14 protein-coding genes are annotated in these 13415 nt (G+C 36.3%); 4 read left to right on the top strand and 10 right to left on the bottom strand.

Annotated features, from left to right (window positions below; genetic code table 11):
- Window positions 1-21: 21 nt before the first annotated feature.
- The 4 genes from A1704_RS09005 to mraZ all read right to left on the bottom strand — a co-directional run bounded on the left by A1704_RS09005 (window position 22) and on the right by mraZ (window position 3857).
- Window positions 22-2013, bottom strand: coding sequence for a penicillin-binding transpeptidase domain-containing protein (locus A1704_RS09005; protein WP_062672635.1), 1992 nt, complete (start codon window positions 2011-2013; stop codon window positions 22-24).
- A complete protein-coding gene (locus A1704_RS09000) occupies window positions 1997-2362 on the bottom strand; it encodes an FtsL-like putative cell division protein (RefSeq protein WP_002981890.1) in 366 nt (121 codons plus the stop codon). Before A1704_RS09000 ends, A1704_RS09005 begins: the two co-directional genes overlap by 17 nt.
- Window positions 2363-2453: 91 nt before the next feature.
- Window positions 2454-3347, bottom strand: a complete 894-nt coding sequence (rsmH, locus tag A1704_RS08995; protein WP_062672634.1) for a 16S rRNA (cytosine(1402)-N(4))-methyltransferase RsmH — start codon at window positions 3345-3347, stop codon at window positions 2454-2456.
- Window positions 3348-3398: 51 nt separating this feature from the next.
- Window positions 3399-3857 (bottom strand): division/cell wall cluster transcriptional repressor MraZ, encoded by a 459-nt coding sequence (gene mraZ, locus A1704_RS08990; protein ID WP_062672632.1) that lies wholly within the window; start codon window positions 3855-3857, stop codon window positions 3399-3401.
- Between the two features lie 272 nt (window positions 3858-4129).
- Between mraZ and A1704_RS08985 the strand changes: the two genes are divergently transcribed.
- From A1704_RS08985 to A1704_RS08975, 3 genes are all read left to right on the top strand, one after another.
- Entirely contained in the window at window positions 4130-4891 is a 762-nt protein-coding gene (locus tag A1704_RS08985) for an alpha/beta fold hydrolase (RefSeq protein WP_062672630.1), read from the top strand.
- A gap of 62 nt (window positions 4892-4953) precedes the next feature.
- Window positions 4954-5577 (top strand): ribosome biogenesis GTP-binding protein YihA/YsxC, encoded by a 624-nt coding sequence (yihA, locus tag A1704_RS08980; protein WP_062673728.1) that lies wholly within the window; start codon window positions 4954-4956, stop codon window positions 5575-5577.
- Window positions 5570-6019, top strand: a complete 450-nt coding sequence (locus A1704_RS08975) for a GNAT family N-acetyltransferase (RefSeq protein ID WP_062672628.1) — start codon at window positions 5570-5572, stop codon at window positions 6017-6019. The genes yihA and A1704_RS08975 overlap by 8 nt, the downstream gene beginning before the upstream one ends.
- A 134-nt stretch (window positions 6020-6153) precedes the next feature.
- On the opposite strand, the gene A1704_RS08970 is transcribed toward A1704_RS08975, so the two are convergent.
- The 3 genes from A1704_RS08970 to A1704_RS24300 are packed head-to-tail and all read right to left on the bottom strand — an operon-like array spanning window position 6154 to window position 8772.
- The gene (locus A1704_RS08970) at window positions 6154-6819 is read right to left on the bottom strand and encodes a response regulator (protein ID WP_062672626.1); all 666 of its coding nucleotides are present in this window, start codon (window positions 6817-6819) and stop codon (window positions 6154-6156) included.
- 12 nt (window positions 6820-6831) lie between these two features.
- Complete coding sequence (locus tag A1704_RS08965) at window positions 6832-8547, bottom strand: tetratricopeptide repeat-containing sensor histidine kinase (protein WP_131797497.1); 1716 nt, start codon at window positions 8545-8547, stop codon at window positions 6832-6834.
- A 45-nt stretch (window positions 8548-8592) separates the two neighbouring features.
- Window positions 8593-8772 carry a hypothetical protein gene (locus tag A1704_RS24300; protein ID WP_131797496.1) on the bottom strand — a complete coding sequence of 60 codons (180 nt, stop codon included), beginning with the start codon at window positions 8770-8772 and terminating at the stop codon, window positions 8593-8595.
- Window positions 8773-9133: 361 nt separating this feature from the next.
- Between A1704_RS24300 and A1704_RS08960 the strand changes: the two genes are divergently transcribed.
- Window positions 9134-9970, top strand: a complete 837-nt coding sequence (locus tag A1704_RS08960; protein WP_062672622.1) for a hypothetical protein — start codon at window positions 9134-9136, stop codon at window positions 9968-9970.
- A gap of 206 nt (window positions 9971-10176) precedes the next feature.
- On the opposite strand, the gene msrA is transcribed toward A1704_RS08960, so the two are convergent.
- The 3 genes from msrA to A1704_RS08945 form a co-directional block, all read right to left on the bottom strand.
- Window positions 10177-10731 carry a peptide-methionine (S)-S-oxide reductase MsrA gene (gene msrA, locus A1704_RS08955; RefSeq protein WP_062672620.1) on the bottom strand — a complete coding sequence of 185 codons (555 nt, stop codon included), beginning with the start codon at window positions 10729-10731 and terminating at the stop codon, window positions 10177-10179.
- Window positions 10732-11146: 415 nt separating this feature from the next.
- Window positions 11147-12115 carry an ROK family protein gene (locus tag A1704_RS08950; protein WP_062672618.1) on the bottom strand — a complete coding sequence of 323 codons (969 nt, stop codon included), beginning with the start codon at window positions 12113-12115 and terminating at the stop codon, window positions 11147-11149.
- 79 nt (window positions 12116-12194) lie between these two features.
- Window positions 12195-13406: a PepSY-associated TM helix domain-containing protein gene (locus A1704_RS08945; protein WP_062672616.1), complete on the bottom strand. Its 1212-nt coding sequence runs from the start codon at window positions 13404-13406 to the stop codon at window positions 12195-12197.
- Between the last annotated feature and the right edge of the window lie 9 nt (window positions 13407-13415).

The following is a 13415-nucleotide window of genomic DNA, read 5'->3' as shown; positions in this document are numbered from 1 at the left end:
TCTGTTTTAAATCCTTGTTTTTTAATTCTGCAGAGACAAATAAATTCTCTGGTTCTTACTTATCGTGGTGCCTTCCAGAGGGAATTGTTCTTTAATTCTTCCTACTCCTTTATAATCGACACGGTAGCCTAAGTTTTCCAGCTGCGGGATTACATTTTTCCCAATTAATCCTACCACATTAGGCATTTGCTTATCATTGACCGCTACTTTGACATTAGGCTCCACCATTTTGCTAAGGTTTACCTTTTTGTCTACAAGCATTTCTTTTTCAATATTCTGAGGCGTTTTCAGGAATGTTTTTCCTGCAATTTCCTTAAACACCGGCGCTGAAACGGAACCTCCATAAAATCCTTTTGCGGTATTAGGTTCACTGATCATGACATAGCAAGTATATTTTGGAGCATCAGCTGGATAGAATCCTGCAAACGATGCACGATATTTCATTGGGCCAGGCAGCCAGTATTCGAATCTTGCGGTACCTGTTTTTCCTGCCATTTTCAGGTTGGGAGTAAAGATGCTTCGTCCGGTTCCCTTTTCTACTGCTTTGGTTAATGCACTGGTCATCATTTTAATAGCTTTCTCCGAAGCCATTTTGTTTACCATTACTTCAGGTTTTGCGCTGTACATCACTTTTCCGTCTTTCATGATTTTATCAATGAATAAAGGCTTAAGCATTTTTCCTCCATTGGCAACTCCGTTGTAGAAGGTTGTCAGCTGCAGCAGGTTGATGTTGGAAGAGTATCCGTAAGAAATGGAAGCCAGTGTTGCGGCATTCCATCTTTTATTTTGTGGTGTCACGATCTTCGGTTTTGTGATTCCCGGAAGCTCGATGTCCATTTTATCAAATAATTTCCAACGTTTAAGGTGGTCAAGGAATATCTGAGGCTTTTCAGCATAATACTTTGTGATCAGTTTGGCTGTTCCTACGTTACTGGACTTCGCCAACACATCACTGATATCGTATGTTCCTCCTCCGTGGCCGTCAGAGATTCTCTGTTTTGCATAGACCCAAACTCCGTTTCCTACGTTTACCGTTGTGTTTTCATCGATAAATCCATCGTCCATTGCTGCCAGAAGCGAAATGGTTTTAAAAGTAGATCCGGGCTCGATGTTATCTTTCAGCGCGTAGTTGTAAGAGTCTTCGTATTCTCCTTCTTCTGTTCTTCTTAAATTAACAAGAGCACGTACTTTTCCGGTTTCCACTTCCATCACAATCACGGTTCCGTGCTTAGCTTCGAAATTAATCAGTTGCTTCTCAAGTGCGGAGTGCGCAATGTCCTGAATTCTAAGGTCTAAAGTCGTATAAACATCTTCTCCGTCTACCGGTTCCTGAACTTTCCAGAAGTCGATCGGTTTCCATTGGGAAGAATTGATTCTTTGCTCCAGCCTTTTACCGTCTGTTCCGGTTAAATATTTTGAGAAAGCACCTTCCAGTCCGGATTTAAGCTCACCGTTGTCCATACCGATGGTTCCGGCTCCGATTTCTGAAGTGGCCAATTCTCTTTTATAGTTTCTGTCAACGATAAATCCTCCTTTATTTTTTCCTCTTTTGAAGATTGGAAACTTTCGGATTCTGTCGTATTGATCGAAATCCAGCCCTTTTACCAAAGTATAGTACTGGTTTTTCTTTTTCTTCTGCTCGTCAAACTTCTGTCTGAATTCACTTCTTGGTTTTCCGAACATTTTGCTCAGAGAATCAGTAAGCGCTCCGATATTGTTGGAGTACACCGTATCTTTCATTGTTTTGAAATCAAGATAGATGTCATATCTCATCACCGTTGTAGCGAGAATAGAACCATCGGAAGCAAACAAATTACCTCGGGCAGCTTTTAAAGTGGCCTCACGATAGTTTTTATTAATGTAATCATCTTTTATTTCCTGGACATTGGTATTCTGAAGGATGACAATCCTTGCCAAGAACATGACAAACACGCACAAAGCTACCACTGCAAAGAGGTAGCCCCATCGTAACGTTTTCTTACGTTTATTGTCGTATTCATTTTGCTTTTGCATCTGTACTATCCAGTTTTATTAGCAATTTGTGAGGGTGGTTTTCCAGGGTCATCAATGAATCCCGGGCAACCTCTTTCCCCAGCTCTGATTCCATTTTTACTTTGATCAGCTTACTCTGGGCGTAAGCGTTTCGTGATTTGTATTCTTCTGTTTCTTCCTTTAAGGCGTTTACAATTTTTATTTTTTTATTGACGAGATGGTTAGTATAAATCATGGCCATCATCAGAACGAACAAGAGAAGAAAATACTTGTAATGTATTTTGATCTCATCACGATTCAGAAAGTTTCCTTTTATAATGTCTATAAAAGTGAGTCTTTTCTGGGGACGATTTGTTGTTCTTTTTGCCAATTTATGATGTCAATTTGCTTCGCAGTGAATTTACTTCGTGTCAATAGTCAATTTTATTTTGCTAAATAATTCACGATTCACTCATTCACATTTATACTTTAATTCCCGTTCTCATCTTGGCACTTCTTGCTCTTGAGTTTTCTTCGATTTCCTGATCGTCAGGAATGATCGCTTTACTCTTTATCAATTCGAATGCCTTTTTATAATTTCCGTAGATATCTCTTTCCGGCTCTCCTTCGAACATTCCGTTTTTCAGGAATCTTTTTACCAAGCGGTCTTCTAAAGAGTGATAGGAAATAACGACTAATCTTCCTTCCGGTTTTAAAACATTATAAGCCTGAACCAGCATTTCTTTCAACACTTCAAGTTCCTGGTTGACTTCAATTCTTATCGCCTGAAAAAGCTGAGCATAGAATTTATTCACCTTGTGAGGCGGAATATAGCTGAACAATTTTTTCAGATCTTCCGTCGTATCTATACTTTTAGTTTTTCTGTGATGAACAATTTCTCTCGCCAGCTTTCTTGCTTCTCTTAATTCTCCATAGTGATAGAAAAGATCTGCAAGTTCACTTTCTTCATATTCATTAATCACTCTTTTGGCATCCAGATTCTGCATTACATTCATTCTCATATCCAAAGGAGCATTGCTTCTTGTAGAGAAACCTCTGTCTGCTTCATCAAACTGGTGAGAAGACACGCCTAAGTCTGCCAAAACACCATCCACCTGTGAAACTCCATACATCAGCAATGAGTTTTCCAGAAATCTGAAATTCTGATTCACTAATGTAAACCTGGCATCATCAATTGTATTTTTAAGTGCATCCAGGTCCTGATCAAAACTGAACAATCTCCCTTTGTCGGAAAGTCTGCTCAAGATTTCTCTTGAATGGCCTCCGCCTCCAAAGGTGCAGTCCACATATATTCCGTCAGGATTCGTTACCAAATCATCAACACTCTGCTTCAACAAAACGGGGTTATGATACATGCTTAATTGTGTTTTTTATTTACTATATAATCAATTAATAACCTACAACAGTTATTCTTCATCGAAAGAGCCCATCACATCTTCGGCAAGGCTTGCAAAATCAGCTTCGTTAGTGGAGATTACCTTTTCATAGGCATCTTTATCCCAGATTTCGAAGAGTTCTCCTGCACTGGTAATCACAATATCCTTTTGAAGATTTGCGAAAACCGTCAGGTCTTTGGAGATCTGTAATCTTCCTGCATTATCCAATTCTACTGTTTTTACTCCTGCCGTAAACATTCGTATGAAATCAGCATTCTTTTTTATGAACCTGTTCAGTTTATTAATTTTACCCATCAGTTTGTCCCATGCATTCATAGGATAAACTTCCAGACAAGGTTGGAACACAGATCTTTTGACTACAAATGCCTTATCGTCGAAGTTTTCCATCTGTTTGATTAAAGATGAAGGAACTTTTAAGCGGCCTTTGTCGTCAATTTTACACTCATATGTCCCAATGAAATTTTTCATTTGGGACAAATTTATATAATAATTTCCAAAATTTCCCACTTTTTCCCACTTTTTGACTCAATGTTAATAAGTTTTATTAAAGATTGAATTTCAATAATGTAAAATGCTGATATGAAGAGACTTGTTAAAAGTGCTATTTAGGCCATAATAAAGCGCGTTTGAAAAAAAAAGTTAAAAAGGAGAATATTATATTATTTTTATCTTAAATTAGGATAATCAAAATTTTTTTGAGGTTTAATTTGTATTTTTGCAGGGCTTTATTAAGGCGTTTTATGATATTTAGTACAAAAAAAGAAAAGAAATATTCCTATGTAGAAGCGGGAGAAGGACATCCATTAGTGCTGTTGCACGGGTTAATGGGTGGTTTGAGTAATTTCGATAAAATGGTAGATTTTTTTTCGGATAGAGGCTTTAAAGTATATGTTCCTCAGCTGCCGATCTATGATCTGCCGGTACTCAATACGAATCTTACCACGATTGCAAAATATATTATCAAGTTTATAGAAAGTCATATTGAGGGGCCGGTCTCTATTGTAGGAAACTCAATGGGAGGTCATGTAGGACTTATATTGACTTTAGCAAGACCTGATCTGGTTAAGAATCTTGTTCTTACTGGAAGTTCCGGGCTTTATGAAAGAACTTTCGGAGACAGTTTTCCGAGAAAAAATGACCGATCTTATATCAGGAAGAAAACGGAGGAAGTTTTCTATGATCCAAAGGTAGCAACAGAAGATCTTGTGGATGAAGTTTTTGCAGTTGTCAATGACAGAATGAAAGGAATAAAAACAGTAATGCTGGCAAGAAGTGCCATCAAACACAATATGCTGAATGATCTTCCCAAGATTGTGACGCCTACCTGTCTGATCTGGGGTAAACAGGATAATGTTACTCCACCCGAAGTAGCCGAAGATATGCACAAGTTTATTCCTAATTCGGACTTATTCTGGATTGATAAATGCGGCCATGCAGCCATGATGGAAAAACCAGATGAATTCAATGAAATCCTGTATAACTGGATAAAAGATAAAGTTTAAAACATATAAAAGACCATTAAGAGCTTTTCTTAATGGTTTATTTTTCTAAAATACATTCAAAAATGATTATCAAGACAGCAGAGTTTGTAAAGAGTAGTGGAAAATGGCAGGAATGCCCTGAACCAAATATTCCAGAATATGCTTTTATTGGAAGGTCGAACGTAGGAAAATCATCACTGATCAATGCCATGATGAATCATAAAGACCTGGCTAAAACATCGCAGACCCCGGGGAAAACTCAGCTGATCAATCATTTTTTGGTGAATGAGAACTGGTACCTTACCGATTTACCCGGATATGGTTATGCAAAGGTTTCAAAAGTCCAGCGAAAGGATTTTGAAAAGCTGATCACCAATTATATTCTGAACAGAAGAAATCTGGTCAATCTTTTTGTATTGGTAGATGTAAGGCATACTCCGCAGAAAATCGATCTGGAATTTATCCAGTGGTGTGGTGAAAGTGGAATACCGTTTTCCATTGTCTTCACAAAGGCAGATAAACTGAAACCGAATGCCGTTGTCAAAAATGTTGAAGACTATAAAGCCGAGCTTCATAAAACATGGGAAGATCTTCCCGAATTGTATATCACCTCAGCAGAAAAGAAAGAAGGAGGAGATAAAATTCTTGACTTTATCCAAAAGACCAATGAGTTTTTAACTAATAATAATATAAGTTTCGATGAGTAATATGATCTGGAAAATCAAAACATTTGAAGAGTTTACTGTTCCGGAACTATATGCAGTACTGAAAGCCCGTATTGATGTTTTCGTTATTGAACAGAACTGTCCTTACCCTGATCTGGATAATTATGATCAGAAAGCGGTTCATATTTGGGCTGAAGAAGAGGGACAGGTACTGGCCTACTGCCGGATTTTTGATAAAGGAATAAAGTATGATGAAACTTCTATAGGAAGAGTTCTGACCACAAAGCTGGCGAGAGGAAAAAGTTTGGGAAAACAGCTGATACAGTATGCTGTGGAAACTATAGAAAACCGTTTTCACACTTCTGAAATCAAAATATCGGCACAGGATTATCTTTTAAGATTTTACAGTGGGTTCGGATTTGAAGATACAGGAAAGAAATATCTTGAAGACGATATTCCGCATACGGAAATGATAAGAAAATAAAAAGGTATCTCAAACGAGATACCTTTTTTCGAACTGTATAAAATTATATTGGGTGCTATTAGTTTTTTTTCATCATTTCTTACATCAAAAGTAAGACTATTGAGAAAACTAACCTTACGGAAAACCGTAATTACTTATATAATTCCCAAATCTTTGCAGAAAGCCACAAGTTGTTCATTGCTTGTTATCTGCAGATCTTCTTTCATGCTGTTCAGTTTTTTCTCTACACTGCTTAAACTATTGGGTTTAATATCATTATTTTGGAGATAAACAGGAATATTTTTCTGTAAAACTCCCTGAGACAAAAGAGATACTAAAGTAATATCATAAGTAGAGAATTCATAATTGTTGAGCTTCTTTACCTCTTGTTTAAGATCCAGTGAAAGATAATTTTCGTCTACATAGGTTGAAGCAATTGCTTTTTTCAACTCTTTTGAATCATTTCGGGCCTTGCGAACAAAACCATTAATTCCATATTCGTTAAAAAGGCTGTCTATCACCCCGGATCTATGTTCTGCAGAAAAAACAATGACTTTCAATGAAGGATGTAGTTCTTTAATGGTCTTTATCAGCTCTTTTCCGTCTTTGAGATTTTGTATATTATGGTCTTCTTCAAAAGAAAGATCTGTAATTAACAAATCATAAAGATCACCTTCACGAATGGATTTTTGAATTTTAGCTAATGCATCATCACAATAATAGACATAATCTGTGTTGGAAATACTAAGGTCTTCTAATGTTTTCTGTACAGAAATACTACTGCTTTCGTGATCTTCAGCTATTAAAATTTTTTTGAACATTCTTTTTCTTTTTTAAGAAGCAGGAAATGAAATATAAATTTTCAACCCCTTTTCGGTTTCGGTATCAAAAATAATTTCTCCATTGATAGCTTCAATACGGGAATCCGTATTTGTTAAACCATTTTTATAAGTAATTCCTTCTGAAATGCCTATACCATTGTCTGTATACTGAATTTGTATCCTGTTATTTTTTCTTTCAAATTTAAAAGCAACAAGGGTAGCCTGACTATGTTTTTTCATATTGATCAGAAGTTCACGCATCACCTGATATATTTCTTCCCTGGTAAATTCTTTCAGTGTTTTCCATATATTTTCATCATTTCCGGCCAGATAAGTCTTTACATTTTCATTATTAAAAGATGCAATAAGAGTAGATATTCTTTTGCTGAACTCAGATTTATTTTCAGGGGCAGCCTTCTCATAGGAAATATCTCTTGACTTTTCATATACAAACTCCAATTCGTCAAGTATTTTTTCTTTATCAAAATCTTCCTGATTTTCGATCTTCGTCATTACCTGATAAATTCCGTTGGCTACTACATCGTGAATTTTCTTGGAAACTTTTAGCTGCTGTTCTTTTAACTTATTATCAGATTCCAAAAGCATGGTCTGCTTACGTTTTTTATACCAAAAGAAAGCACCGATTATTAGGGCAAGCGTTCCTAAACTTATACTTATAATTAAAATATTCTTTTTAGTAATTTGATATTCTTTTTGGACGAGACCTTTCTGAAGCAAAAGATTTTCAGCTTTCTTTTTTTCTACATCAAATTCTATCAGAGCAAATCTGTTTTTTGCTTTATCTCTTGATAATTGAATGCTGTCATTAAGCTGCTGGTACTCTGTGAAGTAACCTTGTAAGTGAACTCCTTTGTCATTTTTTACCAGAAAGTCAAGAGCCTCCAATCTGTCATTGGGATTTTTGATCACCTTTGCCAAACGATATTTTTCATTGATATGATACAGTGCTTTAGCTCTATCTGAGCGTAGATAATATTCAGCAAGATGAGAATGACTGGATATGAGACCAGATTTATCATTGATCTTTTGTCTTAAAACAACTGCGGCTAATAAGCCTTCTTCTGCCTTATAATTATTACTTTCAAGCCAGCTGATATAATTGTAATTGTCTAAAATTCTGGCATATTCAATCTCGTTCTTTTGCAGTGTTTTATTCTTGAGAAGAGATTGGTAAATATTGATGGCCTGCGGGTAGCTTTTCTGTTTTCCGTAGGCGTCAGCAATATTATTTTTGATCGTTATTTTCTGAAAATTATCAGAACTTACCTGTAAAGCTTTATGATACCAGTTGAGAGCCTCAGAATAATGCTTGAGATTTTTTTCAGATATTGCAAGGTTATTATAAATGGAAGGAAGATAAGCAGAGTCTCTGGGTAGTTTTAAAAAGGACAATGCATCGATAGCTCTTTCATTACTGCTAAGATAATCTCCGATATCATTCAGTATAATAGCCTTCAAGGTTAAACAGGATGCAATATTGGCGGAATCATTCTTTAGCTTATAGATACTTTCCGCTTTTGAAAGGAGTGTAAATGCCTTTACATTATCATTATTGTATAAAGAAGCTGCTTCATTGTACATTTTGTCCGCTTCAGTTGAAGGGGCCTTTGCCGGAGGATTCCTGTTTTCGGAAAAATTACAGCTAATGAATAAAAGAAAAATTCCTACAAATTTAAAACCAGCATACATGATAATAATTGATAGCAACTAAAGGTATTAAAAAAAGGACAATTTTCATTGCCCTTTATTTAATTATTTTTTTGGTGGCAAAATCTGTCCTGTTTCGCCGCTTGTGTCTTCTGGTGCCATTCCTAATGTTCCCGTAGAGGGGCTTATTGTAGTGGATTCGTAATTATTGTTATCAGTTGTTGAAGTGTTGGTATTATTATCTGAAAATGCTAATCCTAATAGCATTATTATAATTTGGATCATTTCCTTTAAAATTTTCGAAGTTGAAATCGTATTTCTTCCTCTCACGAAGTATTTATCGTAAGCTGTACACTGTTAAAATTTCGAAGCGCTTCTTAATTTTTAGGGAAGTGAACCTTTAAAAACGGAGAAGAAACATCTGCTTCCCAATCCGGAGTTTAATCTCTGTTTTCTCTGGTTTTTCTGAAATCAGTTTTTTAATGTTTTTGTTGATTTCTGAAGCAAATTTGCGGCAAAAAAGAAAAGGGATGTTAGACAAAACATAGACATCAATAGACAGTTAGTAAGCGTGGAGTTATTACGGAAATCCGTAATGTGGTGTGATTGAAAATCATCTACTTTGTAATGCCCGAAAACACTGTATATGTCCAAGAAAAAACTACTGATTAATGAAGTATTTGAGCAGGCAAGGAGAGAGTCAGAGAAGACCACAAAAAGTGGGCTGGCTACTTATCTGCATCTTTGTTTTATTGATAACCTGAAATTCTATGATATTTCAGAGAAAACCTTCATACGGTATTATGAAGATTTTGTAGAAGGCAATAGCTGTAGGAATATTGAACCTGAGAGACTGAATAAAATGAGCCAGTACATCGGCTACAAAGATTTTACAGATTTTTCAAGGACTTTTATCAAAAATGATGAAAAAAAAAATCTGACCACTGTAAAAATAAGTGTGGATCAGGATGAGGAAATTATATCGGAAAGACTTTCTAAGATCAATATAAATATTATTAATGAACAGCACTTTAAAATGCCTGAGTTTGTCAGACAAAATAGTTTTGGCCTTGTAGGGGTATTAATGCTTGGAGGATTTTTGATCGGAAATTATTACTGCTCATCAGGAAACAGAAACGTATATGAACCATTCGGTTTTTTGACTCTTCCCGCAGTTGAAAAGAATTGTATGTACTGGGATCAAAATGAATATAAGCTTGCTGATTGCAATGAAGAAAGTCTTGTATTGAATACTGTTCCTAAGGATGATATTCAGATTAAATACTTTAAACGTGTTACAAGAAAAGATACACTTACAGTAGAAAATGCTTTGGGAAAAATGTGGTATTCAAAGGTCAGGGGGAAAGTTGAGTTTTTTACTATGGATGGAGTAGATCCGGAAAACAAAAAAGAATTAAAGCCGGCCACAGAATACATCATTAGAAAATATTCGGGGAAAAATGAAATCGTGCAGACAGAATAAACTTCCTTCACCAATATTTAAAATTCAATTGGAATGTTTGTCAGGGGACTCATTTTTATATCAAACAAAAAGCGAAGAGATTCCCTCTTCGCTTCTATATTTTATTGAGCTGTAAGTATTCAGGATGCATATTAAACATCAGTAAGAACGGACTTTTAGTCTGTTTGATAAAATATCTGCCTAGCAGAAATTTAAAATATCACGTTTTAATCTGCGTTCAGCATTCCCAGTTCCCCAAAATGTTTCTTAAACTTTTGGATTTTAGGACCAACCACAGCGCTGCAATATGGCTGTGTCGGATTTTCATTATAATATCCCTGATGATATTGTTCTGCCGGCCAGAATTTGTTGAATTTCGTTAATTCTGTTACATAAGTTCCTGTCCATCTTCCTGATTCCTGAGATACTTTGATCGCTTCTTCAGCTTTTGCTTTTTCAGCATCATCTTTATAATAAATAACGGAACGGTATTGAGTCCCGATATCATTCCCTTGTCTGTTAAGTTGGGTAGGATCATGTAAAAAGAAAAATACATCCATCAATTGCTCGTAGGAAATAACAGCAGGATCATAAGTGATCTGAACCACTTCTGCATGTCCGGTTTCTCCCGTACATACTTCCTGATAAGTCGGATTGTCTTTATGTCCGCCTGAATATCCTGAAATAGCAGATTGTACCCCTTTAAGCATATTGAAACAGCTTTCCACACACCAGAAACATCCGCCTCCGAAAGTAATCTCTTCTAAATTATTGTTGTCCATTTTTGGTAATTATATTGTTTTATTATCATTCCCTGATCCGGAAAATGCAATCAAAAATATGAAAAACTTTTTCATTTGAACAGGCTTTTACTTCTTAAACTTAAATTGCAATGATAGATGTAGCAAATGATTTTAAACATGAATAACACGAATGCTTTTCACAAATAACACAAGGGAAATAAGAATACAATTTCTTGCATTTAATCACCACAAAGTATTTTAAAGCATTTAGTATTAGGTATGTCATGCTGAGCTTAGTCGAAGCATTTTAATTTTAAACAGGAATAACATAAATGCTTTCACCAATAAACCCAAGGAAATATAGAATAATAACCTGTGAAAATCTGCGCAATCTGTTGTCAAAAAACAAAAGCACCCTAAAAAAGGTGCTCTGTATTATTTAAAATGCTTTCAGTTATTTTTCCCAAACCAAAGCACTCGCTCCAAGAATGGCAGCATCGGCTTCGTCAAGTTCACTGAATACCAGTTTCACTTTATTTCTGAAAATTGGAAGAAGGTTTCTTTCCATATGAAGTTTTGCAGGCTTTAAAATAAAATCTCCTGCCTTGATAACTCCTCCAAAAAGAAGAATCGCTTCAGGTGAAGAGAACATCACAAAATTGGCTAAGGCTTCACCCAGCTTCTGTCCGGTATATCTGAAAACTTCAATTGCAATTGGATCTTCTTTCATTGCACATTCAAATACTGTTTTAGAATTGATCTCGTCTTCAGGATATTGGTTCAGCATAGATTCCGGGAACTCAGCTCTCATTTTCTTTGCTGTAATGGTAATTCCTGTGGCAGAAGCATAGGCTTCCAGACTTCCTTCAGAACCTGTGCTCCAGTGTTTTCTCCCGCCTGGCTTTACAATCGTATGTCCCAATTCTCCGGCAAACCCATCGTGTCCATAGATTAAGCTTCCGTTGGCAATAATTCCACTTCCTACTCCTGTTCCCAGCGTAATCATGATGAAATCTTTCATTCCTCTTGCAGCTCCGAAAAGCATTTCTCCCAGTGCCGCAGCATTCGCATCATTGGTTACTGTACAAGGAAGGCCAAATTTTGCCGTCATCAGCTCAGCGAAAGGAATAACACCTTTCCATGGAAGATTAGGGGCAAGTTCTATGGTTCCTTTGTAATAGTTAGCGTTTGGTGCGCCTACTCCGATTCCGTCAAAGTGAGCTTCAGTACCATACTTTTCCATCATTGGACGAACATGTTCATATAAAGCATCGATGAAATCTTCCACTTTGTCATAGGCATCAGTTCTCAGATTTCCTTTATCCAGAACTTCACCACGGTGGTTTACGATTCCGAATTTAGTATTGGTTCCGCCGATGTCAACTCCAAGGGCAACTTGTTTTGATAAATCTATTAATGACATTTCTATTATTAAATTCTAGGGGCTAAAATTATAAAAAAGATTGTATTAATGGATTATTAAGTAGGTTTTATTTAATACTTTAAGCTGTTTTTATTGGTTTTTTCTTTTTTCTCCCCCACCAGATCATAAATCCGGTAACCGGAAGAGAAGCGCAGATAATACTTACAATAAAAGCGATGATCTTGGTGGGAAGTCCCAGAATAGCACCAACGTGAATATCATAATTGGCGCTCACAACCTTTTCTCCAAAGTTTTTGTCCTTAGGATCATGAGTGTGCAGCAATTCCCCTGAGTTCTCATCAAAGATTAAGCTGCTGCTTTTATGGTAAGAATAAGAAAGATGTTTTACGTACACCTCAAAGTTGGGATGTTCGTGGTCATCCATATGCGGATGTCCTAAATCGATAGCGAAACCATAAGATTCAGGATATTTTGTCTGTACTGTATTGATGATTTTATCCAGTGTTCCTTCCGTTCTCAACTCAATGGGAGCTTTGGTTTTAATGTGTGAGAAGTCAGGATACTTTGTTTGTCCACCGGAAAATATCACGTAAATCATCGCCTGTACTACAAAAAAAGCATAGAAAAGACCTGTAATTGAGAAGATTAAAGCAAAAATCGACGCGTAAAATCCTAAGACATTATGGAGGTCGTAGTTCTTTCGTTTCCAGCTTTTGAGATTTTTCCATTTGAAGGCAAATCGCTGTTTTCTTGCTGCTTTGTTCTTTGGCCACCAGAGGATAATCCCTGAGATCAGCATAATGATAAAAATGATAACAGGAATTCCAACCACATACGTTCCCCAGTCCTGCTTCAAAAGATAGCTCCAGTGGATCATTTTTACAATATTGAAGAATCCGTTTTTTTCATCATAGACTCTCAGTACTTTCCCTGTGTATGGGTTTACATAGGCCTGTTTGTAGATAGGAAATTCATCAAAATAGTTCCAGGCATCTGTATTATGTTCATACCAGAAGAACATATAGGACATTTTTTTATCAATAGGAATATTTACCCAGTGGATAGGATACTTTTCTTTTACCTGCTCCGCAACAGCCTTTTCCATCACTCTGATGGGAAGGACCTGTTTCTGCTCTATATTTTGCTCGTGATGGTAGATGACGTCTTTTCGGGTGATATTTTCCACTTCATCTTTAAATACGTATAATGCTCCGGTAATAGAGATAATAAAGATCAGAAATCCTATTCCCAACCCGAACCAAAGATGCAGCTTGGCAGACCATTTTTTGATAAAGCCCGGTTTCTTTTTATGATGATGCTTTTTCTTCATATAACAGTA

The organism is Chryseobacterium cucumeris (assembly GCF_001593385.1).
GTDB classification, from domain to species: domain Bacteria; phylum Bacteroidota; class Bacteroidia; order Flavobacteriales; family Weeksellaceae; genus Chryseobacterium; species Chryseobacterium cucumeris.
This window is presented reverse-complemented; position numbering and strand designations above follow the sequence as displayed.

Coding starts and splice junctions, on each gene's coding strand:
- A1704_RS09005 (WP_062672635.1), bottom strand. CDS start 2,013: ATGCAAAAGCAAAATGAATACGACAATAAACGTAAGAAAACGTTACGA.
- rsmH (WP_062672634.1), bottom strand. CDS start 3,347: ATGTATCATAACCCCGTTTTGTTGAAGCAGAGTGTTGATGATTTGGTA.
- mraZ (WP_062672632.1), bottom strand. CDS start 3,857: ATGAAAAATTTCATTGGGACATATGAGTGTAAAATTGACGACAAAGGC.
- A1704_RS08985 (WP_062672630.1), top strand. CDS start 4,130: ATGATATTTAGTACAAAAAAAGAAAAGAAATATTCCTATGTAGAAGCG.
- yihA (WP_062673728.1), top strand. CDS start 4,954: ATGATTATCAAGACAGCAGAGTTTGTAAAGAGTAGTGGAAAATGGCAG.
- A1704_RS08975 (WP_062672628.1), top strand. CDS start 5,570: ATGAGTAATATGATCTGGAAAATCAAAACATTTGAAGAGTTTACTGTT.
- A1704_RS08970 (WP_062672626.1), bottom strand. CDS start 6,819: ATGTTCAAAAAAATTTTAATAGCTGAAGATCACGAAAGCAGTAGTATT.
- A1704_RS24300 (WP_131797496.1), bottom strand. CDS start 8,772: ATGATCCAAATTATAATAATGCTATTAGGATTAGCATTTTCAGATAAT.
- A1704_RS08960 (WP_062672622.1), top strand. CDS start 9,134: ATGTCCAAGAAAAAACTACTGATTAATGAAGTATTTGAGCAGGCAAGG.
- msrA (WP_062672620.1), bottom strand. CDS start 10,731: ATGGACAACAATAATTTAGAAGAGATTACTTTCGGAGGCGGATGTTTC.
- A1704_RS08950 (WP_062672618.1), bottom strand. CDS start 12,115: ATGTCATTAATAGATTTATCAAAACAAGTTGCCCTTGGAGTTGACATC.
- A1704_RS08945 (WP_062672616.1), bottom strand. CDS start 13,406: ATGAAGAAAAAGCATCATCATAAAAAGAAACCGGGCTTTATCAAAAAA.